Annotated in this window: 25 protein-coding genes; 14 read left to right on the top strand and 11 right to left on the bottom strand. The window is 64.5% G+C overall.

What is annotated here, in order from left to right; translation table 11 throughout:
• Nucleotides 1–36 precede the first annotated feature (36 nt).
• On the bottom strand, nucleotides 37–426 hold the full coding sequence (locus FNV92_RS06150; RefSeq protein ID WP_186355518.1) for a DUF1330 domain-containing protein: 390 nt from the start codon (nucleotides 424–426) through the stop codon (nucleotides 37–39).
• A 105-nt stretch (nucleotides 427–531) separates the two neighbouring features.
• Between FNV92_RS06150 and FNV92_RS06145 the strand changes: the two genes are divergently transcribed.
• Together FNV92_RS06145 and FNV92_RS06140 are read left to right on the top strand one after the other, a co-directional pair.
• Nucleotides 532–1,467, top strand: a complete 936-nt coding sequence (locus FNV92_RS06145; RefSeq protein WP_168213333.1) for a DMT family transporter — start codon at nucleotides 532–534, stop codon at nucleotides 1,465–1,467.
• A gap of 90 nt (nucleotides 1,468–1,557) precedes the next feature.
• Nucleotides 1,558–2,535: a Bug family tripartite tricarboxylate transporter substrate binding protein gene (locus tag FNV92_RS06140; RefSeq protein WP_014439878.1), complete on the top strand. Its 978-nt coding sequence runs from the start codon at nucleotides 1,558–1,560 to the stop codon at nucleotides 2,533–2,535.
• A 141-nt stretch (nucleotides 2,536–2,676) separates the two neighbouring features.
• On the opposite strand, the gene FNV92_RS06135 is transcribed toward FNV92_RS06140, so the two are convergent.
• Nucleotides 2,677–4,362, bottom strand: coding sequence for a methyl-accepting chemotaxis protein (locus FNV92_RS06135; RefSeq protein WP_143841700.1), 1,686 nt, complete (start codon nucleotides 4,360–4,362; stop codon nucleotides 2,677–2,679).
• Nucleotides 4,363–4,626: 264 nt separating this feature from the next.
• Here FNV92_RS06135 and FNV92_RS06130 point away from each other — a divergent pair, with 264 nt between their 5' ends.
• The 8 genes from FNV92_RS06130 (at nucleotide 4,627) to FNV92_RS06095 (ending at nucleotide 13,155) form a co-directional block, all read left to right on the top strand.
• Entirely contained in the window at nucleotides 4,627–5,670 is a 1,044-nt protein-coding gene (locus FNV92_RS06130; protein WP_014439876.1) for a C-terminal binding protein, read from the top strand.
• Nucleotides 5,671–5,757: 87 nt separating this feature from the next.
• Complete coding sequence (locus FNV92_RS06125) at nucleotides 5,758–7,104, top strand: ABC transporter substrate-binding protein (RefSeq protein ID WP_143841702.1); 1,347 nt, start codon at nucleotides 5,758–5,760, stop codon at nucleotides 7,102–7,104.
• 124 nt (nucleotides 7,105–7,228) lie between these two features.
• Nucleotides 7,229–8,185: a carbohydrate ABC transporter permease gene (locus tag FNV92_RS06120; RefSeq protein WP_143841703.1), complete on the top strand. Its 957-nt coding sequence runs from the start codon at nucleotides 7,229–7,231 to the stop codon at nucleotides 8,183–8,185.
• On the top strand, nucleotides 8,178–9,077 hold the full coding sequence (locus FNV92_RS06115; protein ID WP_143841704.1) for a carbohydrate ABC transporter permease: 900 nt from the start codon (nucleotides 8,178–8,180) through the stop codon (nucleotides 9,075–9,077). Before FNV92_RS06120 ends, FNV92_RS06115 begins: the two co-directional genes overlap by 8 nt.
• Nucleotides 9,078–9,207: 130 nt before the next feature.
• A complete protein-coding gene (locus tag FNV92_RS06110; RefSeq protein WP_143841705.1) occupies nucleotides 9,208–10,179 on the top strand; it encodes an MBL fold metallo-hydrolase in 972 nt (323 codons plus the stop codon).
• Nucleotides 10,180–10,229: 50 nt separating this feature from the next.
• The gene (locus FNV92_RS06105; RefSeq protein WP_143841706.1) at nucleotides 10,230–11,237 is read left to right on the top strand and encodes an alpha/beta fold hydrolase; all 1,008 of its coding nucleotides are present in this window, start codon (nucleotides 10,230–10,232) and stop codon (nucleotides 11,235–11,237) included.
• A 19-nt stretch (nucleotides 11,238–11,256) separates the two neighbouring features.
• Entirely contained in the window at nucleotides 11,257–11,715 is a 459-nt protein-coding gene (locus tag FNV92_RS06100; protein ID WP_143841707.1) for a DUF6130 family protein, read from the top strand.
• An 84-nt stretch (nucleotides 11,716–11,799) separates the two neighbouring features.
• A complete protein-coding gene (locus tag FNV92_RS06095) occupies nucleotides 11,800–13,155 on the top strand; it encodes an esterase-like activity of phytase family protein (RefSeq protein WP_143841708.1) in 1,356 nt (451 codons plus the stop codon).
• Between the two features lie 168 nt (nucleotides 13,156–13,323).
• Here FNV92_RS06095 and FNV92_RS06090 read toward each other — a convergent pair whose 3' ends face one another.
• From FNV92_RS06090 to FNV92_RS06060, 7 genes are all read right to left on the bottom strand, one after another.
• Nucleotides 13,324–13,764, bottom strand: a complete 441-nt coding sequence (locus FNV92_RS06090) for an energy transducer TonB family protein (RefSeq protein WP_244623762.1) — start codon at nucleotides 13,762–13,764, stop codon at nucleotides 13,324–13,326.
• Nucleotides 13,737–14,153, bottom strand: a complete 417-nt coding sequence (locus FNV92_RS06085) for a hypothetical protein (RefSeq protein ID WP_244623763.1) — start codon at nucleotides 14,151–14,153, stop codon at nucleotides 13,737–13,739. Before FNV92_RS06085 ends, FNV92_RS06090 begins: the two co-directional genes overlap by 28 nt.
• Complete coding sequence (exbD, locus tag FNV92_RS06080; protein WP_143841709.1) at nucleotides 14,153–14,599, bottom strand: TonB system transport protein ExbD; 447 nt, start codon at nucleotides 14,597–14,599, stop codon at nucleotides 14,153–14,155. The genes FNV92_RS06085 and exbD overlap by 1 nt, the downstream gene beginning before the upstream one ends.
• A gap of 3 nt (nucleotides 14,600–14,602) precedes the next feature.
• Entirely contained in the window at nucleotides 14,603–15,352 is a 750-nt protein-coding gene (exbB, locus tag FNV92_RS06075) for a tonB-system energizer ExbB (RefSeq protein WP_244623764.1), read from the bottom strand.
• A 54-nt stretch (nucleotides 15,353–15,406) separates the two neighbouring features.
• Nucleotides 15,407–15,910: a heme utilization cystosolic carrier protein HutX gene (hutX, locus tag FNV92_RS06070; RefSeq protein WP_143841711.1), complete on the bottom strand. Its 504-nt coding sequence runs from the start codon at nucleotides 15,908–15,910 to the stop codon at nucleotides 15,407–15,409.
• 20 nt (nucleotides 15,911–15,930) lie between these two features.
• Entirely contained in the window at nucleotides 15,931–16,266 is a 336-nt protein-coding gene (locus FNV92_RS06065) for an antibiotic biosynthesis monooxygenase family protein (RefSeq protein WP_143841712.1), read from the bottom strand.
• 135 nt (nucleotides 16,267–16,401) lie between these two features.
• The gene (locus tag FNV92_RS06060) at nucleotides 16,402–18,771 is read right to left on the bottom strand and encodes a TonB-dependent hemoglobin/transferrin/lactoferrin family receptor (RefSeq protein WP_143841713.1); all 2,370 of its coding nucleotides are present in this window, start codon (nucleotides 18,769–18,771) and stop codon (nucleotides 16,402–16,404) included.
• Nucleotides 18,772–19,032: 261 nt separating this feature from the next.
• Between FNV92_RS06060 and FNV92_RS06055 the strand changes: the two genes are divergently transcribed.
• Genes FNV92_RS06055 through FNV92_RS06040 form a run of 4 tightly spaced genes read left to right on the top strand, consistent with a single transcriptional unit; the run spans nucleotide 19,033 to nucleotide 22,051 of the window.
• Nucleotides 19,033–19,239, top strand: a complete 207-nt coding sequence (locus tag FNV92_RS06055; protein WP_244623809.1) for a hemin uptake protein HemP — start codon at nucleotides 19,033–19,035, stop codon at nucleotides 19,237–19,239.
• Between the two features lie 6 nt (nucleotides 19,240–19,245).
• Nucleotides 19,246–20,199 carry a heme/hemin ABC transporter substrate-binding protein gene (locus FNV92_RS06050; protein WP_143841715.1) on the top strand — a complete coding sequence of 318 codons (954 nt, stop codon included), beginning with the start codon at nucleotides 19,246–19,248 and terminating at the stop codon, nucleotides 20,197–20,199.
• Nucleotides 20,196–21,251, top strand: coding sequence for a FecCD family ABC transporter permease (locus FNV92_RS06045; RefSeq protein ID WP_014439860.1), 1,056 nt, complete (start codon nucleotides 20,196–20,198; stop codon nucleotides 21,249–21,251). Before FNV92_RS06050 ends, FNV92_RS06045 begins: the two co-directional genes overlap by 4 nt.
• Nucleotides 21,248–22,051, top strand: coding sequence for a heme ABC transporter ATP-binding protein (locus FNV92_RS06040; protein WP_143841716.1), 804 nt, complete (start codon nucleotides 21,248–21,250; stop codon nucleotides 22,049–22,051). The genes FNV92_RS06045 and FNV92_RS06040 overlap by 4 nt, the downstream gene beginning before the upstream one ends.
• A 142-nt stretch (nucleotides 22,052–22,193) precedes the next feature.
• Here FNV92_RS06040 and FNV92_RS06035 read toward each other — a convergent pair whose 3' ends face one another.
• A complete protein-coding gene (locus FNV92_RS06035) occupies nucleotides 22,194–23,864 on the bottom strand; it encodes a mucoidy inhibitor MuiA family protein (protein ID WP_143841717.1) in 1,671 nt (556 codons plus the stop codon).
• Nucleotides 23,865–24,036: 172 nt separating this feature from the next.
• Complete coding sequence (locus FNV92_RS06030; protein WP_143841718.1) at nucleotides 24,037–24,657, bottom strand: response regulator transcription factor; 621 nt, start codon at nucleotides 24,655–24,657, stop codon at nucleotides 24,037–24,039.
• Nucleotides 24,658–24,772 lie beyond the last annotated feature (115 nt).

The raw sequence follows: 24,772 nt of genomic DNA, 5'->3' as shown, positions 1-24,772 counted from the left end.
ACCCTCCCCTGGAGGGGGAAGGTAAGCAAGTTCGCGCTACTTCACCCTGAACTTGCTGTAGGCCTCGCTGGTCGCGATGATCACGTGCTCGGCGCAGCCGTTGACGCGATGCGGGTCGGCCTCGCGCTCGTAGGCCTCCGATGTCATCATGTCGAGAAAGGCCGCCAGCGACGGATAATGGACGAGTGCGACAAAGTCCCAGTCGTTGCCATCGTGCGGTCCGAGTGCGATCGCTTTCGCCTCGCCGGTCCAAAGCAGCGTACCGCCGCGTGCCTTGATCATGGGCACCGTGATCTCACTGTAACGAAGATATGCGTCCCAACCCGAACCGTCGCCGTCGCGCGAGCGATCGTGGAAACGCATCAGGTTCAGCATCACCACCGGCGCATGCTGGTCGAGCCCTTCCAGGCCCGCGATGTTCAACATATTGACCGCCAATGGCACCTCCCCGGGTCATAGCTGCATTGTAGCATTGCGACCGCGTGACTTGTGTCACGACGAGAATCCGGCGCAAGGTTGTCCCCAACGCCAATGACGACCGCTTCGCCCGCGCCACCGGCCTCGAATCCCGCCAGCTGGCTCAACAATCAGCCGTATTTGCTGCTCAGCCTGAGCTCGCTGTTCTGGGCCGGCAACATCGTGCTCGCGCGCCATGTCGGCGCGCATGTGCCGCCGCTGACGGTGACCACGATCCGCTGGTTCGGCGTGTTCCTGATCCTGCTGCCGTTCTCCTGGCCGCATCTGAAGCGTGACTGGCCCGCCTTGCGCAAGAGCCTGCCGCTGATGCTGTTCCTGTCGCTGGTGGGCTTTGCCTTCAACAACGCGATCTCGTACTGGGCGATGCAATACACCGAGGCGCTGAACGCGCTGCTGATCCAGTCGGCAGGTCCCCTGTTCGTGGCGCTGTGGTCGCTGGTGCTGTTCGGCGTGCGGCTGACCGGCGCGCAGCTTGCCGGCATCGCGATCTCGCTTCTCGGCGTGCTCGTCATCATCCTGCACGGCGATTTCGCGGCGCTCGCGAGCATCAGCTTCAACCGGGGCGACATCATGTTCGCCTCTTCGCTGGTGGCGTTCGGGATCTACTCCGCCTTCATCCCGCGCCGGCCGAAGGTTCATCAGCTCTCGTTCCTGTCCTTCACCACCTGCTGTGGCGCGATGATGCTGCTGCCGACGGCGATCTGGGAAGCGTGGAGCGGCAGCGTCCTGCAGTTCGACACGGTGACGCTGGCGACGCTCGGCTACATCCTGATCTTCCCCTCGACACTCGCCTATCTCTTCTTCAACCGCGGCGTGGCGCTGATCGGCCCGAACCGGGCCGCGCCGTTCTTCCATCTGGTGCCGGTGTTCGGCTCGGCGATGGCGATCCTGCTGCTCGGCGAAAAGCTGCAGCCGTTCCACCTGATCGGCTATGCGCTGGTGCTGGCCGGCGTCGTGATCGCGTCACGACAGGGCTCCGCGGTGAAATAATTCCGCGACGCGGACGACAAACTCCCGTCTTCCGATTTCAGCGAAGAGAAGCTAGGTTCCCCGCCAACGAAGAAGAGGGAACGTCTGGACATGCTGTCGTCACTCATCCGAACCCTGCGCGCCGCCGGCGCGGCAGCGCTGTGTCTTGCCGCCGCAACCAGTGCGCAGGCCGACAATTATCCCAGTAAGAACATTACGCTGGTGCTGCCGTTCGCGGCGGGCAGCGGCACCGACACCACCACCCGGCTGATCTCGCAGCATCTGTCGCAGGCGCTCGGGGTCGGCATCGTGATCGAGAACAAGGCGGGCGCCAACGGCATGATCGCCGCGACCTATGTCGCGCGCGCCGCGCCCGACGGCTACACGCTGCTGGTGACGACCAACACGACGCATTCAGCCAATCCCTATCTGCTCAAGAGCCTGACCTACGATCCGGTCAAGGATTTCACCCCGATCGCACGCACCGGCGATCTGCCCTTCATGCTGGTCATCAACCCGGAAGTGCCGGCCAAGACCGTCGCCGAGCTGGTCGCCTACGGCAAGGCCAATCCGGGCAAGCTGAGCTACGCCTCGGGCTCGTCCTCGGCGATCGTGTCGGGCGCGACCTTTGCGCACAATGCCGGGCTCGACCTGTTGCACGTGCCCTACAAGAGCTCGCCGCCGGCACTCAACGACGTCATGGGCGGCCGCGTCTCGATGATGTTCGTGGACATCCTGACCGGACTTCCCCACGTCCAGGGCAACGCGCTTCGCGCGCTCGCGGTCACGACCAAGGACCGCTCGCCGCTGGTGCCGAACCTGCCCTCGATGCAGGAGGCCGGCGTGCCCGATTTCGACATCTCGTCCTGGCAGGGCTATTTCGGCCCGGCCGGCATGCCAAAGGAGATCGTGACCCGGCTCAACGCCGAGATCAGGAAGATCGTCGAGAAGCCGGAGATCAAGGCCCAGCTCGCCACCCTCGGCATGGACGCCTTCTCCGGCACGCCGGAACAGCTCGGCACCTTCGTGAACGAGCAGCTGGTGCTGTGGGAGAAGCTGATCACCAACGCGAAGATCGAGAAGCAGTAGGACGGTCACGTGTCCCGGACGCGGCGCAGCGCGGAGCGGTGCGACGCAGGGCCGGGACCCAGAAGGCGGCAGGCATGGGCCCCGGCTCTGCAGCGCTCCGCTGGAGAAGCGTTGCGCTGCGTCCGGGGCACGAGACCAGTGTTAAGCCGCGCGCACCTTGGCGAGGAAGCCGTCCACCGCGCTGCGCAGCGCGCCGGACTGGCTGTCCAGCTCGCGCGCGTTGGTGAGCACGTCGGTTGCCGCCGTGCCGGTCGCTTCCGCGGCCGAGGTAACGCTGCCGATATTGGCGTTGATCTCGTTCGAACCGGCCGCAACCGACTGGATGTTGCGAGCGATCTCGCGGGTCGCCTCGCCCTGCTGCTCGATCGACGAGGAGATGCCGGCGGTGATCTCACTCATCTCGGCGATGGTCTGGGTGATGCCGGCGATGGCCGCGACGGCGTCGCTGGTCGAGGTCTGCATCGCCGCGACCTGGGCGGATATCTCCTCGGTCGCCTTCGCGGTCTGGTTCGCGAGCGCCTTGACCTCGGAGGCGACGACGGCGAAGCCTCGGCCGGATTCACCGGCACGCGCGGCCTCGATGGTGGCGTTGAGCGCGAGCAGATTGGTCTGCGCCGCGATCGAATGAATCAACTTGACGACCTCGCCGATCTTCTCGGCTCCGGTGGAGAGTTCCTGCACCGTGGCGTTGGTACGCTCGGCGTCGTTGACGGCCCGGCTCGCCACTTCGGTCGAGCGCGTGACCTGACGGGAGATTTCCGTCACCGAGCTCGACAGCTCCTCGGCGGCGGCGGCAACCGTGCCGACGTTGCCGGAGGCTTTTTGGGAGGCCGCGCCGACCGTGGCGGCGCGAGAGGACGCGTCGCTGGCGGTCGCGGTCATCGACTGCGCCGTGCTCTGCATGCCGGCGGCGGCCGAGGAGACCGAGCGGACGATGCCGTTGACGCTGCGTTCGAAGTCGTTGGCGATCTCCTCCATCGCACTGCGACGTTCGGCCGCGGCGCGGTCCTTGGCTGCCGCCTCGGTCTGTTCGAGGTCCCGGATGCGGACCGCGTTGTCCTTGAAGATCTGGACGGTCGAAGCCATCGCGCCGACCTCGTCGCCGCGGCCGACACCGGGGATCTCGCCTTCGAGCTTGCCGTCGGCGAGCTCCTTCATGCGGGTGCCGAGCAGCGCGAGCGGACGGCTGATGCCGCGGCCGATCAGCCAGGCAACGCTGCCGGCGACGATGACGATGCCGAACATGGCGAGGCCAAGCAGCCAGTAGACCGGACCCATCTTGGCGTCGATGTCGTCGAGATAGGCGCCGGTGCCGAGATACATGTCGAAACCGGGAACGGCGACGGCATAGCCGATCTTGCGGATCAGCGCCGCCTGGCCCGGCTTGGCATATTCATAATACAGTAGGACCGAGCCGTTAGCCTTTACGCCGTCCATCAGCTCGACGGACAGCTTGCGGCCGTTGGTCAGAACGTCCATGCGGTTGGAGCCGATCTGCTTCGGATCGGGCGCGAGCTGGGTGATGCCGTCATAGGACGTGCCGAACAGATAGCCCGAGCCGTTGTCATAGGTCATCGCATTGCCGTAGCGGCGAAGGTCGGCCAGCGCCGCGTCCTTTGTCATCTCGCCGGCGTCGACCCGCTTCTTGAGGGCGAGGGCATAATTGCGGCCCATGTCGACGATCGATTTGGCCTGGTCGATGCGCGCATTCACCATCTCGCGCTTCATCAGATAGCCGGCGAGAACACCGGAGATGCAGAGGCCGAACAGCGTGACGCCGACAAGGATGCCGAGCTTGGAGGCGATCTTCAGATTGCTCAATTTCACGGGATAGCTCCGGCGATAAAAGGGATACGGGCACGCGAGTGAATCGATCGAAATTCATTCAACTTTTAGTGTGTGACCCCTTATCAAGCTGTTACGGCTTCTCCGTAGAAGCCCGGACAAAACGCCCGAACGACCGACCAAATCGCCATGGCGGCAACCGGCGATTGTACGCAACGGCTTCGATTTCGCGTAAAAGACGCAACGGCCCGCCGCCATCAGGGACGGGTCACAACAAGAACCGACAAACCAAATCGGGAGCAGGACATGCCGAAATACAGGGTGGTGACGCCGAAGGGCGCGAGCTTCACGGTCGCGGGCAGCGACTATTCCTATGAGCGCGAAGCGCTCGATCCGATCGATGCCGAGATCATCGAGGCCCCCGCGAGCGAGGCCGAATTCATCGCCGCCGCCAGGACCGCCGACGCCATCTACGCCAAGGGCATCCCCATCACCAAGTCGATCATCGACGCGCTGGACAATTGCAAGGTCATCACGCTCGGCTCTGTCGGCGTCGACAGCGTCGACGTGAAGGCCGCGACCGCCCGCGGCATTCCCGTCACCAACATCCCCGACACCTTCATCGAGGAGGTCGCCGACCATGCCATGATGCTGCTGCTGGCCGGCTTCCGCCGCCTGGTCGAGCAGGACCGCATGGCGCGCGACGGGCGCTGGGCCGAAGGCCGGCCGGCGCTGCTGAAGATCCCGCGGCTGATGGGTCAGACGCTCGGCTTCATCTCGTTCGGCCGCGTGGCGCGTGCAGTTGCGAAGCGCGCCGCACCCTTCGGCCTGCGCATGATGGCCTATGATCCCTTCATTCAGGAAACGCTGATGTGGGACCACGGCGTGATCCCGGCGACGTTGAACGAGGTGCTGTCGCAATCGGATTTCGTCTCGATGCACGCCCCTGCCCGGCCCGAAGTGCATCACATGCTGACCGAGAAGCACTTTAGGCAGATGAAGAAGGGCTCGGTGTTCATCAACACCGGCCGCGGCGCCACCGTGGACGAGGAAAGCCTGGTCAAGGCGCTGCAGGAAGGCTGGATCGCGCACGCCGCCCTCGACGTGCTGGAGAAGGAGCCGCCCTCGCACAACAATCCCATCCTCGGCATGGAGAACGTGACCCTGACCGCCCATGTCGCCTCGGCCTCGGCACGGTTCGACGAGGCGCGCAAGCGCCGGGTGGGCTACGAATTGTCACTGGTGCTGCAGGGCATGTGGCCGGTAAGCTGCGTCAATCCGTCGGTGCTGCAGAGCACCGCGCTCCGCCGCTGGCAGCCCGTCAGCATGGACCGCGGGCCGAACAGCTGAGGCGGGCGGCGCACAACGCGCCCGAGACCGGAACGACCCTTCACCGGCGACCAACGCCGGGAAGGGACACATCATAGGGAGGAACTGATGAGGAACGACATCACACGTCGTGATGCCTTGGCGCTGGGCCTGTCCGCTGCCGCGATCGCGGCAACCGGTGCTCCGGCCAACGCCCAATCCGCGATCAAGGCGGCGGACGTCCCCGCCCCGAAACTGGCGATCGAGAAGGGCGCGACCCTGCGCATGCTTCGGCCGGTCCGCTTCGTCCAGGCCGACGAAGACGTGTTCCGCGCCAATGCAGCCAAATTCACCAAGGAGACCGGGGTCGAGATCAAGGTCGATTTCGTCGGCTGGGAAGACATCAACCAGCAGACCGCGGTGACCTCGAATTCCGGCGCCGGTCCCGACATCATCATCGGCTTCTCCGATGCGCCGCACATCTATGTCGACAAGCTGGTCGAACTCACAGACGTCGCCGACTATCTCGGCAAGAAGTATGGCGGCTGGCAGAACCTCGCCAAGGCCTACGGCAAGAAGGCCAAGAGCGATACCTGGATCGGGCTTCCGTTCGGCGCCACCGCCGGTCCCCTGATCTATCGCAAGTCAGTTCTCAAATCCGTCGGCTTCGACAAGGCGCCGGAAGACCCGGCCGGGTTCCTCGATCTCTGCAAGAAGCTGCAGAAGGCCGGCAAGCCCGCCGGCTTCGCGCTGGGCAATGCGGTAGGCGACGGCAACGGCTTTGCGGACTGGATGATGTGGTCGCACAACTCCTCGCTGCTGGACGAGGAAGGCAACGTCACCATCAACAGCAAGGAAACCATCGCGGCGCTGAATTATGTCAAGGAGCTCTATCCGACCTTCATCGCCGGTACGCCATCCTGGAACGACGTCAGCAACAACCGCGCCTACTCCTCACAGGAAATCGGGCTCACCGCCAACGGCGTCTCGCTGTATTTCTCGCTCAAGAACGACCCGGCGCTGGCCGCAATTGCCGAAGATTCCGAACATCAGCTGTTGCCGAAGTTCTTCGCGCCGATTTCGCCAATGTCGGGGCTGACGCTGAACGCCATGGTGTTCAAGCACAGCCAGTATCCGAATGCAGCAAAGGCCTTCCTGCTGTTCATGCTGGAGAAGGATCAGTACGAGCCGTGGCTCAATGCCAACAGCGGCTACTGGTCACAGTCGCTCGCAGCCTATGCCGATTCGGCGGTGTGGAAGGGCGATCCCAAGGTTGCGATCTTCAAGGACACGATGAACAGCACCTATTACGCCGGCTACAAGGGTCCGATTTCGACGGCCACGGGCGCGGTTCGCGCGGACTATGTGACGGTGCAGATGTTCGCCTCGGTCGCGACCGGCGCGGCGACGCCGGAAGCCGCGGCCGCCGAGGCGGAGCAGCGCTGCAAGCGGTACTTCCGCAGGCAGAACCGGTAGAGATTGTCATTGCGAGCGAAGCGAAGCAATCCAGAACCCCTTCGGGATGCAGTCTGGATTGCTTCGTCGCAAGAGCTCCTCGCAATGACGGTGGAGTGATTTTCTGGAACAGGACAACCACCCGATGTCCGTGACCACCCTCTCTTCTCCTGCGCTGGCGCACCGGCAGCCGTCCTGGCTGATCCGGCTGTTCGACTACAAGCCGTTCCTGATCGTGATGTGCCTCGCGCCTGCGATCGGACTGCTCGCGGTGTTCCTGACCTATCCGCTCGGCCTAGGCATCTGGCTCGCCTTCACCGACACCACGATCGGGCGCCGCGGCGTCTTCGTCGGCTTCGAGAATTTCCAGTATCTGCTCACCGATCCCTTGTGGTGGAACGCGGTGTTCTACAGCGTGATCTATACGGGGATCGCGACCTTCGGGAAGTTCGCGCTCGGATTCTGGCTTGCGCTGCTGCTCAACAACCATTTTCCGTTCAAGAGCCTGCTGCGCGCGATCATCCTGCTGCCCTGGATCGTGCCGACGGTGCTCTCGGCACTGGCGTTCTGGTGGATCTACGATCCGCAGTTCTCGATCATCTCCTACCTTCTGGTCGACGTGCTGCACTGGCGGACGAGCAATGTCGACTTCCTCGGCTCGCCCTGGCCGGCGCGCTTCTCGCTGATCGCCGCCAATATCTGGCGCGGCATTCCGTTCGTCGCGATCTCGCTGCTGGCGGGCCTGCAGACCATCTCGCCCTCGCTCTACGAGGCCGCGATGCTCGACGGCGCCAGCGCCTGGCAGCGCTTCCGCTACATCACGTTCCCGATGATGATGCCGATCCTCGCCATCGTCATGACGTTCTCGATCATCTTCACCTTCACCGACTTTCAGCTGGTCTACGCCATCACACGCGGCGGACCGGTCAATTCGACCCACCTGCTGGCCACCCTCGCCTTCCAGCGCGGCATTGCCGGCGGCGAGCTCGGCGAAGGCGCCGCGATCGCAGTGTCGATGATCCCGTTCCTGGTGTTCGCGACGCTGTTCTCGTACTTCGGCCTGGCGCGCCGCAAATGGCAGCAGGGAGAAAGCAATGACTGACACCGTCGCGCAACCATCCGTCGCCGACGCCAAGGCCGCCCCCGACACCATGGCCTGGGATTCCGGGCTGCGGCGGCTGATGATGATCTACCTGCCGCTCGGCTGCTTCGTGCTGATCCTGCTGTTTCCGTTCTACTGGATGGCAATCACCTCGTTCAAGCCGAACGCGGAGCTGCTGAACTACAAGGAGCACAATCCGTTCTGGATCACCTCGCCGACGCTGGCGCACATCAAGCACCTGCTGTTCAACACCGCCTATCCGCGCTGGCTGTGGACGACCATGCTGGTCGCGATCGGCTCGACCACGCTGTCGCTGATCGCGAGCACGCTGGCTGCCTACGCGATCGAGCGCCTGCGCTTCCGCGGCAGTCCCTATGTCGGCCTCGGCATCTATCTCGCCTATCTGGTGCCGCCGTCGATCCTGTTCATTCCGCTCGCCACCGTCGTGGTACAGTTCGGCCTGTTCGACTCGCCGATGGCGCTGATCCTGGTCTATCCGACCTTCCTGGTGCCGTTCTGCACCTGGCTGCTGATCGGCTATTTCAAGTCGATCCCCTACGAGCTCGAGGAATGCGCGCTGGTCGACGGCGCCACGCGGCTGCAGATCCTGCGCCGGATCACGCTGCCGCTCGCGGTGCCCGGGCTGATCTCGGCCGGCATCTTCTCCTTCACGCTGTCCTGGAACGAGTTCATCTACGCGCTCGCCTTCATCCAGAGCGGCGCCAACAAGACCGTGCCGGTCGCGATCCTGACCGAACTCGTCACCGGCGACGTCTATCAGTGGGGCGCGCTGATGGCCGGTTCGCTGCTCGGCTCGCTGCCGGTCGCGGTGTTCTACTCGCTGTTCGTGGACTATTACGTGTCCTCGCTGACCGGCGCGGTGAAGGAGTAGCGCACCACGCGCGATCGCAACCGATCGTGCTATCGTGATAGACCGCATGCTGCATTGGCCTCACGCTGCATCCTGACAGCGGGGTCGATCATTGGCGCCGTCGATTGTCGCTCGAGAAAGCGAAAACTGCATGCGTTCGCCAAAGCTCCCCTCGTTATCCCGTCGCGGTTTCTGCCTGTGTTGCGTCGGCGCCGCTGCGTCCGCCGCCACTTCGGGATGGCTTACCCCGAGGCAAGCCTACGCCGAAGCGCGAGGCATCGTCAGCCTGATCAAGGACAGCGCGGCGACGTCGCCCATCACGACGTACAAGCTGCGCGGCAATATCAGCGTGCTCGAAGGCTCTGGAGGCAATATCGCCGTTCTCACCGGCTCTGACGGCAAGCTGCTGATCGATGCGGGCATCCGCGTCTCGCGTCCCCAGCTCACCAAGGCGCTGGCCGATCTGGGCGCCGATCCCGTCACCCATCTCGTCAACACCCACTGGCATTTCGACCACGCCGACGGCAACGAATGGCTGCATTCAGCCGGCGCCAAGATCATCGCGCAGGAAAACACCCGCAAGCACCTCCTCCACGTCGAGCGCGTCGAGGACTGGGACTACAATTTCCTTCCGCTCGGCGCGGGCGGCATCCCGAGTGACGTCTTTGCCAGCAGCCACACGCTCAAGCTCAACGGAACCTCGATCGGCCTGAAATATTTCGGACCTGCCCACACCGACAGCGACATCTCCGTCACCTTCGCGGACGCCAACGTCGTTCACGTCGCCGACATGTTCTGGAACGGCATCTATCCGTTCATCGACTATTCGACCGGCGGCAGCATCGACGGGATGATCAACGCATGCGACGCCAATCTCGCGGCGATGGACAAGGACACGATCGTCATCGCCGGGCATGGCAAGCCGGTCGGTAACAAAGCGGAGTTCCAGGCGTTTCGCGACATGCTCGTCGGAATCCGCGACAACGTCGCCCGGCTCAAGAAGCAGGGGCGAACGCGGGACGAAACCGTTGCGGCGAAGCCGACAGCGGCGTTCGACGCGATATGGGGGCAGTTCGTGATCGATCCCGGCTTCTTCACCCGGCTGGTCTACCAGGGCGTTTGAACAAACGCTCGCTGCCGCCGGCGAAATGATCGTTTTGAAAGGACATTGACATGAAAATCGCAGAGACCACACGCGCGCCCGCGCTGCTCGATCGACGCCGTCTCGTTCTGGGGTTGTCCGGAGCAGCTGTCGCAGTTGCTTCGACGGCAGCATCCGCGAAGCCGGAGCGTGACGAGCAGACCGCCGGCAGCGCCTATCCGGTCACCTACCATCGAACCGCGACCGTCGATGGCATCAATATCTTCTACCGCGAAGCCGGACCGAAGGATGCACCGGTGGTCCTGCTGCTGCACGGCTTCCCGACCTCCTCGCACATGTTCCGCAACCTGATCCCGGCACTAGCCGACAAGTACCACGTAATCGCTCCCGACTATCCCGGCTACGGCCAGAGCGAGATGCCGTCGCGCGCGACCTTCAAGTACACGTTCGACCGCTTCGGTGAACTGGTCGGCGGCCTGATCGACCAGCTCGGCGTGAAGCGCTATGCGATGTATGTGATGGATTACGGCGCGCCCGTCGGATGGCGGCTGGCGCTCAAGAATCCCGAGCGCATCACCGGGCTGATCGTGCAGAACGGCAATGCCTATGACGAGGGGCTGAAGGAGTTCTGGGATCCGATCAAGAAATACTGGGCCGACGGGTCTGACGCGAGCCGACAGGCATTGATGAAGCTGGTCACGCTGGAGACGACCAAATTCCAGTACACCGACGGCATGTCCGACGTGAGCCGCATCTCACCCGACAACTGGGTGCAGGATCAGGCGTTGCTCGATCGTCCGGGCAACAGCGAGATCCAGATGGACATGTTCTACGATTACCGGACCAATCTGCCGCTGTATCCCGCGGTGCAGGCCTATTTCCGTAAACACCAGCCGCCGACATTGATCGTCTGGGGCAAGAATGATTTCATCTTCCCTGCCGACGGCGCCCATCCCTACAAGCGCGACCTGCCGCAGGTGGAGTTTCACCTGGTCAACTCAGGCCATTTCCTGCTCGAGGACAGGTTCGACGAGGTCACTCCCCTGATCCGCGACTTCCTCGCTCGCAAGATTGCCTGATGGCACCGAGAGAACGATCATGAATGTCGCCCTCGACGTCATGGCCGTTCTGGCGGCCTCCACGCTGTTTGCATCGGCGGCCATCGCCCAGAGCGCCCGCGACATACGCGGGCCCTCTCCATTGGTTGCAATCGAGAATCAGGCGCCCGCCCGCCTGATCGTGGATCCGCCGATGGCCGAACAACTGGCGCACGGGCTCGTCTTCATCCAGTACGCCACGGAGAATCTCCGCGTCGTGCCGGTGTTCGGCAAGGGCGCGCTCGACGTGTCGCCGCGTATCGGCCATCTCCATATCACGGTCGACGATGCACCCTGGCATTTTGTCGACGCCAGTGGCGAGACCGTGATCGTGGTCGGTCTGCCCCCGGGGCCGCACAAGGTTCTGTTCGAGTTGGCCGATCCCACGCACCGCGTGATCGACAGCAAGACCGTCAGCTTCGAGATACCGGTGCCTGCGTCGACTGCGCCAAGAAAATAACCGGCGGCTGCGGCCTTTCGTCCGATTTCACAAAACTGCAACACGCGATCCGCATAAGACGATCTCCGCCAACAGGAGACGCACATGCGCGCGACTTTTCTCGCTTCCGTCGCAACGATCATTCTCACCGCGAGCACGGCGCTTGCGCAGACCGAGGGCGAATTCCCGGCCAAGCTCGCCGGCCACGTGGTGATGCCGGCCGCGACCTTCATCGACGCACCGGCCGACGCCCCCGCCGATCTCAAGACCTCCGGCAAATACACCACCGGCAAGCGCGTCGACGCGCTCGGCACCGTGATGGGCAAGTCGTATGAGCGCCCGACCGGCGTGTCGCTGCCGTTCAAGGGACAGCCGCTGCAGGGCCATTCCGGCATCAAGCACATGCCCGACGGCAGCTACTGGGTGATCACCGACAACGGCATGGGCGCGCGCGCCAACTCGCCGGATTCGATGCTGTATCTCAACCGCTACAAAATGGATTGGGCGGGCGGCAAGATCGAGCGCCAGGAGACCATCTTCCTGCACGATCCCGACAAGAAGGTGCCGTTCCGCATCGTCCACGAGGACACGGCGAAGCGCTACCTCACCGGCTCCGACTTCGACACCGAAGGTTTCCAGATCATCGGCGACGTCTTCTGGATCGGCGACGAGTTCGGCCCCTATATCCTGAAGGCCGACAAGACCGGCAAGATCCTCGGCGTGTTCGAGACGGTCGCGGACGGCAAGCCGGTGCGCTCGCCCGATAATTGGGCGGTCGGGACCCCGGGCGCACCTGGCGCGACCTACACCAACGTCAACCTCCGCCGCTCCAAGGGCTATGAGGGCTTCGCATCGTCGAAGGACGGCAAGTTCCTCTACGGCCTGCTCGAGGGCCCGCTGTGGGACGCCGACAAGAAGGATTGGGAGAAGGTCGACGGCAAGGAAGCCTCCCGCATCCTCGAATTCGACGTCGCCGCCGAGAAGTTTACCGGCCGGTACTGGCAGTATGTGTTCGAGCAGAACGGCAACGCCATCGGCGACTTCAACATGATCGACCCGACAAGCGGCCTGATCATCGAGCGCGACAACGGCGAAGGTACCGCCGACAAGGCCTGCCGGCAGGGCCAGCGGGGCGAGAACTGCTTCCCTGATCTCGCCAAGTTCAAGCGCGTCTACAAGATCGAGCTCACCGACGCCAATGTCGGCAAGCCCGTGCGCAAGATCGGCTATATCGACCTGATGAAGATCAGGGATCCCGACAAGAAGGCGCGTAAGCCCCTCAATGACGGCGTCTACACTTTCCCGTTCTTCACCATTGAGAACGTCGACCGCGTCGACGAGACCCACATCATCGTCGGCAACGACAACAATTTGCCGTTCTCGTCCAGCCGCGATCCCAACAAGGCTGACGACGACGAGTTCATGCTGCTGGAGGTCGCGGACTTCCTGAAGGCGAAATAGGGACGCTCTCTCTTCTCCCTCTCCCCGCTTGCGGGGAGAGGGTTGGGGTGAGAGGGAGTCTCCGCAGGGACGGTAACAAACGGACTCGCGGAGAGTCCCCCTCACCCGGATTGCATCTTCGATGCAATCCGACCTCTCCCCGCAAGCGGGGCGAAGTGAAGAAGACCACTACCGCACCGTAAACTCCACCGGGATCGAAAAGCTCATCGCGCCGTTCTTGATTCCTTCCGGGATTGGCGGAAACGGTGAGGCCTGGCGGATCATCGACATGGCCTGGGCGTCGAAGGCGGCGACGCCGGAGGAGCCACCGATGCGGCTGGATGTGACCTGACCGCTGCGGCTGAGCGTGAAGCTCAGCCTCGCAACGCCGCGCGCGCCGCCGCCCCCGGACGGGTACTGGTGAAAACGCATCAGATGGGCGCGGACGCGTTGATTGTATGACGCGATCACGGACGCCGCCGCGCCGGCGCTCATGGCTGACGCCATCGGCGCCTCGCTCTCGGCGAGCGGCGGCGCGCTGGTGCGCGGCGCGGGCGTCGCCTCCGACGGTTTTTTGGCCTCTCGGCGAACCACCTTCGGCTTCACCGGTGTCGGCTTTTCGACCGGCACGATCTTCGCGGCTCAGGCCTGGAAGGTGTCGGCTCGAGCTTCTGCTCCGGCGGCGCCACCACGTCCGGCTTCTCCTGCGGCGGGGTCGGCGCGATGGTTTCCTCGACGGCCTGCTGCTGCACAGGCTCCGGCGGCGAGGCATCGGCCTCCTGCATCACCGGTCCCGGTGCGATATCGGTCTGCGTCGACTGTGGGGCCGAGGTCACCGGCGACATGTCGATCATGATCGCCGGAAGAATCACGCCCTGCTCGGGTTGCGATCTGAGCCAGCTCATCGCCAGCAGCGCGGCGGCAATGTGCAGCGCCACGATCACTACGGTCGAAGCGCCCCAACGTGCTCCCTCACGCTCGCCGAGCGGTTCGTGCAGGGCAAAGGCGTTCGCGGCCATCAGCTGCGCCCGTCAAGGCCGACCAGAGCGACCTTCAGGTAGCCGGCATTACGCAAGGCGTTCATCACCTCCATCAGGTCGCCATAGGAGAGGGCCTTGTCGGCGCGCAGATAGATGCGCTCGTCCTTGCGGCCCCTGGTGGCGGCGTTGAGTGAGGTGCCGAGCGCATCGCGGCCAACGACTTCCTCGCCGACGGCAACCGAAAGATCCGGTTTCACGGTGACGAACACCGGCTTGTCCGGGCGCGGCGCCGGCTCGGCGGCGGTCGCGGGCAGCTCGACGCCGATGTCGACGGTGGCGAGCGGGGCGGCCACCATGAAGATGATCAGCAGCACCAGCATCACGTCGATGAACGGCGTGACGTTGATCTCATGGGTGACGTCGAGATCATCAGGGACGCCGCGCTTCAGCGGCGATCCCGAACCTGCGCCGAGCTTCGCGGCCATGGCCTACTCCGCCGCCCGCGCCAGGCGGAACTCTCGGTGGTCACGCTGGCGGCTGACCAGCAGCATGAGCTGCGCCGAGGCATCGCCGAGCAGTGCACGGTAATTGGCGATGCCGCGGACGAGATGATTGTAGATCACCACCGCCGGAATCGCGGCAACGAGTCCGAGCGCGGTGGCGAGCAGCGCTTCGGCGATACCGGGCGCGACCACGGCAAGGCTCGTGGTGTGGCTCTCGGAGATGCCGATGAAGGCGTTCATGATGCCCCAGACCGTCCCGAACAGGCCGACGAACGGGGCGGTGGCGCCGATGGTCGCGAGCACGCCGGTGCCGCGCGCGATCTGCCGCGACATTGCCGCCTCGACCCGCTCCAGCCGGAGCGCAACCCGCTCCTGGAGACCGTCTTCGATGACACCGCCGGACAGCTCGGCCTCCTTTGCGCAGGACTGAATCAGCTGAGCGACCGCGTCGTGTGCGTCGCCGACCCGGCCTGCCGCCTCCGTCAGCCTGATATTGCCTTCGAGCGCGCGCGTCCGCTGCAGGGCACGCGCGCCCTTGCGGCGCAACTCGATGGACTTGGCAAGCCACACGGTCCACGTCGCCAGCGAGGCGCAGGCCAAGCCGACCATCACCGCCTTCACGACGATGTCGGCGCCCATGAACATGCCCCACGGCGACAGATTGCGCGGCAACAGCGCTTCGTCGATCGCGAAGGCCGGCGCCGGCGCGAAGGCCAGCGCGATTGTCACGATCATTCGCCGAAGCCCGAAATTGCTTTGCATCCTGATCTCCCGACAGACAGAAAGGCGCTACGCCGCGATCCGGTCCGCAAGCTGCCGGAACCGCGCGAGCTGGTCACCCCGCAACGCCCGGGTCTCGTCGCGGCCGACGAAGACCTTGAACATGATGCCACCGTCGGCATTGACGAACGCGACGAAGGCCGAACTCTTGCCCATGAAGGGGCGCTCGACGAAGGCAACGCCTGCACAGCGCTCGTGGCGGAGATGGCCGTGCAGGCCCTTCGGTTGCATCAGGTTGAAATAGCCGCGGCCGATCTCGCCCGCCGGAATCGAGCCTGTGAACTCGAAGATCGCGTCATCCGTGTGCACGATCAGGGTGACTTCGCCCCACTCCGCGACGTCCTGCATGGCGGCGGCGAAATGCTCGCCGCTGCCAATGCGCACCATCGACGGCGGCAACGCTTCGATCACCGCCCGCGACGAGACCTTGCGCTCACGCGCGACGTCCTCGATCACCGCGCCGGGATTATCGGCCATGTACGTCTTGAGGTCGGCGAGATCGGTGCTCAGCATGTCCGGCTCCTTCGGCGAGTTCAGGCCGCCGCGTTCGCCTTGCCTTCGGTCATGATGACCTCGAACCCCTCGAAATTGGGGTGGCCGAGATAAAGGCTTTCACCGGTCCTGTTATCGGCGCGCGCATGAGCGCGGCGGAATTCCTCCGAGCGCGTCCAGGCCTCGAAGGCTGCCTTGTCGGCCCACATCGTGTGCGAAGAATATAGCGTGTGGTCCTCGTGCACCGGCCCCTTGAGCAGATGGAATTCGACGAAGCCGGCCATATTCCCGAGATAGGACTCGCGGGTGCGCCAGACGGTCTCGAACGCCGCTTCCGAGCCGAGTTTCACCTGGAATCTGTTCATCGCGATAAACATTCGATCTTCTCCTGTCAGTCTTGTTGATCGGCGAATGCCGACCGGTTGTTTCTGAACGCACCGAAGCCACGCTGGGACATCAGCGTGGCTCTGGAGGTCATACGGCGTCCCCGCGTGGGGTCGTCGGCGTACAACTTAGATGCCGCCAAAGTGGTACTTCAGACCTCCCTTGACCACGAGGCCCGCACCGGCGCTCGCCCATTTGACATCGTTTTGCGTGTCGGTCGTGCTGCCGGCGGGAAGTGCGTAGGGCCGGTAGTACTGGTTCAACAAGTTTTCGACCGAGAAGTTGAGCGTGAGATCCCGCGTCGGCTGATACTGGAGATACAGGTTGACGAGATCGTAAGAGGTGGCCGGCAGGTAGTTGGTCGGAATATCCGTGTTGGCGATCGCCGACGTCCACATCATCGAGAGGATGAGCGTCCGGTCGAGCAGGCGTACACCGGCCGTCGTGGTGATCTTCTGCGGCGGAATGCTGGAGAGACCAAATCCCGTCTGCACGTTCTTGCCGTTCTGGTAGGTGCCGGACAGGCCGAAGAACCAGAGATTGGCATCGTACATCGTCTCGGCTTCGAAGCCCTGGATGCGCGCCTCGGCAATGTTCTGATACTGATAGAAGGGCATCGGCCCGCCCGGCCCGCCCAGCGGCGCTCCGTAATTGACCAGGTCGATGAAGTTCTCGACGTCGTTGCGGAATATGTTGATCTTTCCGCGCAACGTGTCGCCCGCGACGAAGAGATCGTTCTTCTTCAGATTGAAGCCAATCTCCTTGTTCTTACCGACCTCCGGCCGCAGGTTCGGATTCGAAACGAAGCAGAACGTGGAGTCCGCGCCGGGGCCCGGCGTACCGGACGGGCAGCGGAAGAACGCGTCGAAGGGAGAGGCCGAGGTATGCGAACCGGTGATCAGCGTCTCGGTGATCGACGGCGCACGATAGCCCTCGGCATAGCTGACGTAAGGCGTGACGACCGCGGTCGGGACCAGCGCGACCGTGATCTTCGGCGACAACCGGTCGCCGCTCGAAGAGGTCGAGCCCGACGAGAGCTGATAGTTGTCGTAACGCAGCGCGCTGATCACTTCGAGCATGGAGGTGTAGTTGGTCTTCCACTGAACGAAGCCGCCGGAAACCGTCCGCTTGCCGCCAGGCGTCGTGATCTCGGACGTTCCGGTCGTATCCCGCGACGAGACTTGATCCTGGAACGCGTCGAGGCCGTAAGTGACTGCGTGGCGCCAGTCGCCGGTCACAAAGCGCGAGGTGTTGTGCAGATCGATGCCATAGGTATCGAGCAGGTATCCGCGCGTGCTGCCGATACAACCGGACACCGGGTTGCCGGGCACGCCACCGCAATAAGCCGACGGCGTGGTGCTGGTATGTGCGGTCTTGACCTGGTCGTTCTCGGTACGATTCCAGTAGATTTTCGAATCCCAGTCGAACAACTGATCGTCGGGCTGATTGTACTTCCAGCCGAGCGTCGTGGTGTAGTTCTTCACGTCGGACTTGTAGATCGACGTGCCGCCAAGATTGTTGGTGCCGTTCGCGTTGGTCGAGTTGGGATCGCCCGCCTTCCGCGGCGGCTGACCCACGGTGTAGAGGTCTTCCTGGAAGATGGTTCCGAGCTTGACCTCGTGGCCATCGGCAGGCCGCAGCGTCAGCTTGGCGATGCCGCTCGAAAGCCTGTTGCCGGTGTTGGCAACTTCATAGCCGGTCCCGTCCTTGTAGTTCTCCTGGGTGCTGTAGGTGCCCCCCGCGAACACGTCGACGTTCGGGTTGACGTGAACGCCGCCGAAGGCCGAGCCGAGTGCACGGCCATAGTTGCTGCCGACCACCGTCTTCATGTCGACGCCCCAACGCTCGCCCGCGCGCACGACATCCTCGATGTCCTTGGTGCGGAACGACGCCACGCCACCGATCGCGCCGGACCCGTAGATGTTCGCGGTCGGACCACGAACGATGTCGATGCCACTGACCAGCTCGGGGTTGAGGAAGAACGAGCCGTTGGCGAAATGGCCCGTACGCTGATAGTTCTGCCGCGCGCCGTCGACCACCACGGCGACCCGGCCGAAATCCTGCAAGCCGCGGATATTGATCGAAGTCGACGGCTCGTCGCCGCGATTCTGAACCCATACGCCGGGTACGTTGTAGATGAGATCTCCGATCGTGCTGGCCTGATGGCCTTCAATCTGCGCCGACGTCACGACGCTGACCGGTGCGAGCGCATCGACCGCGCGCTCTTCGGTCTTGGAAGCCGCGGCCGTGATCGTGTCGAGCGCCTGGAGACCGACGATCGCCTGCGCGCGCGCATCCCAGACGCTGGAGCTCGCCTGCTGTTGATCGGCTTGCGGCTTGGCGGGCTTGCGCTTGGCCTGCCTGGGCTTCGCCGGCTTGGCCGACTGCGCGGCTTGATCGACCGTCTGCGCGAAACCGCTCTCCGGCGACACCGCCGCAATTGCGACCACCGACGCGCCCAAAATCAGCGCGCGCGAATACCTAGCCCCGTCAGCCATATCAGCCCCAGCCTGCACTTCACTTTAGTTTTGACGTCTGTTGGCTGGCGTGCGTCCGCAAGGCGAACGACTGGCTGGCTGATTTTCTCGACACGCGGACAAGCGGTCCACGGCCATAATTGGTTACGTGGCAACACTCAGGCGGTCAATGTCGCAAGGTTGCAGTTTATATCGATTGTAAATTGTCGCCGTTGGAATGCGCCCGCCGCCGCTTATACAAACAAGCAGCATCTGAAATTTCGAAAGCGCATCACACCCATCATGTCGGCAACATCAGGAGACAGCAGCGACGATGCAGCAGGGCCGGCACAAAGTCCTTCTGCAACAACGCGAACTCTCACCATGCAGGGCAGCCGGATCGACAGCCGCGAGCTGTTTGCGATCGAGCGCGAGATCATCATCGCGCATGGCGGGGACAATTATCGCCTTCGCCTGACCTTGCAGAACAAGCTGATCCTGACGAAGTAACCTGCAATGACATTTTGTCGCACCCTCGCAAACCTCCTGTTATCGGGCACGGTCGCGCTCGCCTCCGCCGCGCAGGCTGCCGGCATCACCGTGCATGACGCGCGCAATCGCGATGTCACCGTTGCCGACGCCGCGCGGACGGTCTCGATCGGCGGCGCCATCACCGAGATCCTTTATGCGCTCGGGCTCGAAAGCAGGCTGGTCGGCGTCGACACCACTAGCCTCTATCCGGCGGCGGCGCTGCACGACAAACCCAATGTCGGCTACATGCGCCAGATCTCGGCCGAGGGCGTGCTCGGCCTCAACCCGACGCTGATCCTGGCGATCCAGGGAGCGGGCCCGCGCGAGACCATGGACATTCTGGAGACGGCGAAGGTGCCGCTGGTGCTGGTGCCGGAGACCTTCTCCGAGCAAGGCCTGATCGAAAAAATCAAGCTGGTCGGTCACGCCATGGGTGTCGATGGGCGTGCCGAGTGCCTGGCGACGGCGGTCGACGCCGATCTGGCGCAGCTCCGCGCGCTGCGCGCCAAGGTCACGAAGCCGGTTCGTGTGATGTTCGTGATGTCGCTTCTGAACGGGCGGGCGATGGTCGCAGGCCACAAGACTGCGGCCGACGAAATCATCCAGCTCGCCGGCGCCATCAACGCGGTCGACGATTACGACGGCTACAAGAATATCGGAGACGAGGCGATCGTGACGGCCAGACCCGATGTCGTGCTGTCGATCGAACGCGGCAAGGACTCGCTGCAGGCCGATGCGGTCTACACCCATCCCGGCTTTGCACTGACACCGGTCGCCGCCAGCAAGAGTTTCATTGCGATGGACGGACTCTATCTGCTCGGCTTCGGGCCGCGGACGGCCGCGGCGGCACGCGACCTCTCCGTCAAGCTCTATCCGGCATTGGCCGGTCAGGGTGGCACGTTCGCCTCGTCCCTGTCGGCGGCGAATTGCCGGCAATGAGCGGCACAGGACGACGGTCCGCTGCGATCGCAATTCCGGTGCTGCTTGCGGCGCTCGCAGCCACAGGGATCGTTGCCCTCACCGTCGGTGCGGCGGGCATTCCACTCTCGCGATTGCCTGCAGCATTGGGCCTCGTCTCGGACGCCGCCGCGAATGCCATGACGGCCCGCGACCAGCTCGTGCTGTGGTCGATCCGCATTCCCCGGATCGCGGCAACCGCAATGGTCGGCGGCCTGCTCGCCGCGGCCGGCGCGATCATGCAGGGGCTGTTCCGCAATCCGCTCGCCGACCCCGCCCTGGTCGGCGTCTCCAGCGGTGGCGCGCTCGCGGCTGCAAGCGCGATCGTTTTCACCGACTCGCGCTTTGGCGAGGCCTTCCGATTCCTTCAAACCGAGCTGTTGCCGCTGGCGGCCTTCGCGGGATCATTGGTCACCACCGCGCTCCTGTACGGCATATCGAGCCGCGCCGGGCGAACCTCGATCGCGATCTTCCTGCTGGCCGGCGTCGCCATCACCGCCATCGCCAATGCCGGAATCGGTTTGCTGGTGTTCATCGCCGATGACCGCCAGCTTCGCGACATCACGTTCTGGATGCTGGGCTCGATGAGCGGGGCCACCTGGACCAAGGCAGCCGTGCTTGCACCGGTCCTCGTCATCGGGCTTGGCGCCTGCACGTACATTGCGCGCGGCCTTGACTTGCTGGTGCTCGGCGAAGCCGACGCCTTTCACGGCGGCGTCGACGTCGAACGTCTCAAGCGCATCTCGATCGTCATGGTCTCCGCCATGACCGGGGTCGCGGTGTCGATCAGCGGCGTGATCGGCTTCGTCGGCATCGTCGTGCCGCATTTGTTGCGCCTCGTCATCGGCCCCACCCATCGGCTGCTGCTGCCGGCCTCGGTGCTATCAGGCGCCACCCTCATGGTCGGCGCCGACACGCTGGCGCGGACCATCGTGGCGCCGGCGGAAATGCCGATCGGCATCTTGACCGCCGCGGTCGGCGCGCCGGTCTTCCTCGGCATCCTGCTGCGGCAGCGCGGGCTCGCCTCGCTATGAGCGCCGTGATCGAAGCGCGAAACCTGAGCAAGCGCGCCGGCCGCGCGATGCTGCTCGACGGCGTCGGCCTGGTTGTGGGGGCCGGCGAGATGGTCGCCATCATCGGCCCGAACGGCGCCGGCAAGTCGACGCTGCTGCGGATGCTCTCCGGCGATCTCCGCCCGAACGCGGGCGAGGTGCGGCTGAAGCAACGCGATATCGGCAGCTTCAAGCCGCGCGAGCTCGCGGCGCGGCGCGCGATGCTGTCCCAGCACATCAATGTCAGCTTCCCCTTCACCGTCGAGGAGATCGTGCTGATGGGCGCGGGCGATCGCAGCCTGCGTGAGGCGGGCGGGCTGGTGGACGCCGCGCTGCACGAGGTGGGACTGGAGCATTTTCGCGAACGGCAATTGCCGACGCTGTCGGGCGGTGAGCAGCAGCGCACTCATTTTGCCCGCGTGCTGGTGCAGCTCTCCTGCGGCGAGGCCGAGCACGGGCCGGGACTGCTGCTGCTGGACGAGCCGACCTCGAGCCTCGATCTGCGCCACCAGATCGACCTCGTCGAGGCCGCACGCCGCCGCGCGGCCGGCGGCACCGCCGTGATCGCGATCCTGCACGACCTCAACCTGGCGATCCGCTTCGCCGACCGGCTTGTCGTGCTGAACGGAGGCAGGCTCGCCGCCGACGGTCCGCGTGCGGACGTCGTCACGAGCAAGACCATCCGCGACATCTTCGAGATCGACGCCGTGGTGCACCAGGCCGAGGACGGCGTGCCGTACGTGCTGCCGCAGTCGATGCGGGCGGTGGTGCAACCGCTGTGACGGTGCGCTCCCTCCCCCGCTTGCGGGGGAGGGCTGGGGAGAGGGTGTTTCAACAACGAAGACTCCCCCAGAGGAAAGAGCCCTCACCCCGGCCCTCTCCCGCAAGCGGGAGAGGGAGCGCACTTCCTGCGTGGCTGGCAGTCTACCCCGCCGGCACGATCACCATGCTCTTGTCCTTCGGCCAGCGGATGCGCCAGGCGAAGTTGATATCCTTGACCTCGCCTGGCTTGGCATCGAACGACCATTCCAGCACGCCGCGCTTGTCGCGGATGTTGCTCGCGGTCGGCGTCGTGGTCGCGGGCAGCATCTCGACGACGATGTCCTCGTTCTCGCTGACCGGCAGCTGATCCTCGATCGCGACCTTGATCGGGAAGTCGTGACCGTTGCGGATGGTGGTCTTGAACGATCGCTCGTCGGTCTTCGACGTCGTGACGAGCAGGCCGGCCGAACCTTCGTTGCGCTTGAGCACGGCGCGTTCGATCTTGATCTTGTCGTCGGCACCGAAACCGAGCCGCACGATATCGTCCTTGGCCGAGGCCGAAATCTTGCCGCGACCGACGAAGACGCCGTCACGATAGATCGCGACCTTGCCCGGCAGCAGCGCTGCCTCATCCGTCTGCTTGAAGCTGGCTTCGAGGAAGGCGGTGGGGTCCATCACCGGCGCGGCGCGCACCGCAAGATCGGCAGGCACGTTCATCGAACCGATGCGCAGGGCCTTGGCGCCGTCGGCGGCGCCAAGGCTGACACGACCGGGAATCTTGAAGGTGGCCTGGAAGTCGCCGATCTCCGCAATGGCCTGCTGCTCGTCGACGCGCTCGAGCGCGTCCGCGACTTTGGCCATGGCGGGCGATTGTGCTTGACGCGTCATTGGGGCGGGCCGAGCCAGCTCTGAGGCTGCGCCGAGCGCCATTGGCCTCGGCGGTTGCGGATATTGCGCCACCAGCGAGCCCAACTCCGGCGCGCTGCCGCCTCGGGCGATGCGAACCGTGGAGACGCCGAGCGTGACGTTGGACCAGTCCTCGCCGGTCGATTGCGTGACCTCGGCACGGCGGACCAGCTCGAGCTGCGGCTTGCGGTCCTTGGCGCCGGTGTCGAGCCGGGCATCATAGAGCGGCATCCAGCGCGCGTTGCGCACGGCATAGGTGACCCGCAGTGTCGCCTTCGTTGCAGCGGCCGAAGCAACGTCGATCCGCACCTCGAGCTTGCTCGGCGGCTTGGCGGAGCGCTCGGCTTCGAGCTGCGCGAGTTGGCGATCGATCTCGCGCTGCTTTCGCGCGGCATCGCGGATCGCGGTGTCGGCGGTCGCGATTTCCTCGGCGACCGCAGCAAAGGCCGCGCGCCATTCGGTGATGGGCCGCGCCTCGCCCTTGTCGCCGAGACCGGCGGGAGAGGCTTCGGCAAAGTGTTGTGCGAATTTGCGCCGCGCATTTGCGGAATCGATCGTGCCTTGCAGGTCGGCGCGCTGGTCCTTCAGCGCTTCGATGCGCTTGTCGAGCTCGGGCAGGTTGACCGGCGGCGCCGCGCGCGGCGGCCGCGCGTCGATCGTGCCGATGGTAAGCTTGGCGCCCGCCTCGCCTTCGACCCGGAGGGAGGACGGATCGAGCGACAACGGAAAATCCCTGGCGACCAGCGTGCTGTCGCCGGAGGCTAGATCCAGCGCGATGACGCGGGTGACGGTGGCGCCATCCGGATAGACCGTGACGGCGTCGATGGCCGAACTGGTATCCACGTCGGCGGCCCATGACGGCAACGCGAATGCCGTGGTCACCAAGACCAGGCCTGTCGTTGCCATCCATTTTGTGGTGATGCGCATAAAAGTCCCTCCTGCCGTCTCGCCGCGCCGCCAGCCGGACGCGCGCGATCAAATGCCTCGCCAACATGGTTGGACGCGGCAGGGAAGGAACTGGTTCGATTAGGGTTTCCGTGGGGCGCCGCCGCGGCGGCAGCAAGGCCGCAGAACGTGCTATCGTCCCGCGGCGGAATTCCTAAGCCTGGGTGGGCGCGCCTTGGCCGAAGATACGGCGGAGCAGATCTGTCACATTCCTCGCGCCGGCCTTCTTCAGGATGCTGGCGCGGTAGCCTTCGACCGTCCGTGCACTCAGATGCATGCGCCGGGCAATCTCCTTGTTGGTGAGGCCTGCGGCAAGGTGCTCGAGCACGTCGCCTTCGCGCTCGGTCAGCGGCTCGCAGCCTGGCAACCAGCGCTGCCGGCTGGAGTCGGGCTGCGCGGATTCGTCGATTGCGGCATCGATCCGATCAACGACGTCGTGGGTGCGGAACGGCTTCTCGATGAAGTCGGCGGCGCCGCTCTTGATTGCGTCGACGGCCATGGCGATGCTGCCATTCGCCGAGGTCACCAGCACCGGCGCCATGCAGTTTTCTTCACGCAGCCGCTTGAGCACGTCGAGCGCCGAACGATCGGGCGGCATTTCCAGCAGCACGCACGCCGGCATCCGTGTCCTGGCTTCCGACAACAGCGAAGCACCGTCGGCGAAGCAAATCACGTCATAGGCGCCCTGCTGGAGCGCCGTGGACAGTTGTTCGCGGGAGGCGGCGTCGGTGTCGATGACGAATACCTCACCCTTGGAAAGCATGTTCCCCGGCATAGTCCCGATCCAATAATGTCTTGGTCAAATGGTAAGAGACGACCGCGGGGCCCACCGCCCTGCTGCGCCGTCATGGAGCACGGCATTCGCGCCAAGTGCTTCGCTTTCCCTTATG

The sequence above is a fragment of the Bradyrhizobium cosmicum genome (assembly GCF_007290395.2).
In the GTDB taxonomy this organism is placed as follows: Bacteria; Pseudomonadota; Alphaproteobacteria; order Rhizobiales; family Xanthobacteraceae; genus Bradyrhizobium; species Bradyrhizobium cosmicum.
The sequence above is the reverse complement of the archived record's forward strand: the minus strand, read 5'-3'. Positions and strand labels throughout refer to the sequence as shown.

Coding starts and splice junctions, on each gene's coding strand:
- FNV92_RS06095 (WP_143841708.1), top strand. CDS start 11,800: ATGCGCGCGACTTTTCTCGCTTCCGTCGCAACGATCATTCTCACCGCG.
- FNV92_RS06060 (WP_143841713.1), bottom strand. CDS start 18,771: ATGGCTGACGGGGCTAGGTATTCGCGCGCGCTGATTTTGGGCGCGTCG.
- FNV92_RS06035 (WP_143841717.1), bottom strand. CDS start 23,864: ATGCGCATCACCACAAAATGGATGGCAACGACAGGCCTGGTCTTGGTG.
- FNV92_RS06055 (WP_244623809.1), top strand. CDS start 19,033: ATGTCGGCAACATCAGGAGACAGCAGCGACGATGCAGCAGGGCCGGCA.
- FNV92_RS06065 (WP_143841712.1), bottom strand. CDS start 16,266: ATGTTTATCGCGATGAACAGATTCCAGGTGAAACTCGGCTCGGAAGCG.
- FNV92_RS06110 (WP_143841705.1), top strand. CDS start 9,208: ATGCGTTCGCCAAAGCTCCCCTCGTTATCCCGTCGCGGTTTCTGCCTG.
- FNV92_RS06145 (WP_168213333.1), top strand. CDS start 532: ATGACGACCGCTTCGCCCGCGCCACCGGCCTCGAATCCCGCCAGCTGG.
- FNV92_RS06150 (WP_186355518.1), bottom strand. CDS start 426: ATGTTGAACATCGCGGGCCTGGAAGGGCTCGACCAGCATGCGCCGGTG.
- FNV92_RS06045 (WP_014439860.1), top strand. CDS start 20,196: ATGAGCGGCACAGGACGACGGTCCGCTGCGATCGCAATTCCGGTGCTG.
- hutX (WP_143841711.1), bottom strand. CDS start 15,910: ATGCTGAGCACCGATCTCGCCGACCTCAAGACGTACATGGCCGATAAT.
- FNV92_RS06130 (WP_014439876.1), top strand. CDS start 4,627: ATGCCGAAATACAGGGTGGTGACGCCGAAGGGCGCGAGCTTCACGGTC.
- FNV92_RS06140 (WP_014439878.1), top strand. CDS start 1,558: ATGCTGTCGTCACTCATCCGAACCCTGCGCGCCGCCGGCGCGGCAGCG.
- FNV92_RS06115 (WP_143841704.1), top strand. CDS start 8,178: ATGACTGACACCGTCGCGCAACCATCCGTCGCCGACGCCAAGGCCGCC.
- FNV92_RS06105 (WP_143841706.1), top strand. CDS start 10,230: ATGAAAATCGCAGAGACCACACGCGCGCCCGCGCTGCTCGATCGACGC.
- exbB (WP_244623764.1), bottom strand. CDS start 15,352: ATGATCGTGACAATCGCGCTGGCCTTCGCGCCGGCGCCGGCCTTCGCG.
- FNV92_RS06125 (WP_143841702.1), top strand. CDS start 5,758: ATGAGGAACGACATCACACGTCGTGATGCCTTGGCGCTGGGCCTGTCC.
- exbD (WP_143841709.1), bottom strand. CDS start 14,599: ATGGCCGCGAAGCTCGGCGCAGGTTCGGGATCGCCGCTGAAGCGCGGC.
- FNV92_RS06120 (WP_143841703.1), top strand. CDS start 7,229: ATGTCCGTGACCACCCTCTCTTCTCCTGCGCTGGCGCACCGGCAGCCG.
- FNV92_RS06050 (WP_143841715.1), top strand. CDS start 19,246: ATGACATTTTGTCGCACCCTCGCAAACCTCCTGTTATCGGGCACGGTC.
- FNV92_RS06040 (WP_143841716.1), top strand. CDS start 21,248: ATGAGCGCCGTGATCGAAGCGCGAAACCTGAGCAAGCGCGCCGGCCGC.
- FNV92_RS06100 (WP_143841707.1), top strand. CDS start 11,257: ATGAATGTCGCCCTCGACGTCATGGCCGTTCTGGCGGCCTCCACGCTG.
- FNV92_RS06085 (WP_244623763.1), bottom strand. CDS start 14,153: ATGGCCGCGAACGCCTTTGCCCTGCACGAACCGCTCGGCGAGCGTGAG.
- FNV92_RS06030 (WP_143841718.1), bottom strand. CDS start 24,657: ATGCCGGGGAACATGCTTTCCAAGGGTGAGGTATTCGTCATCGACACC.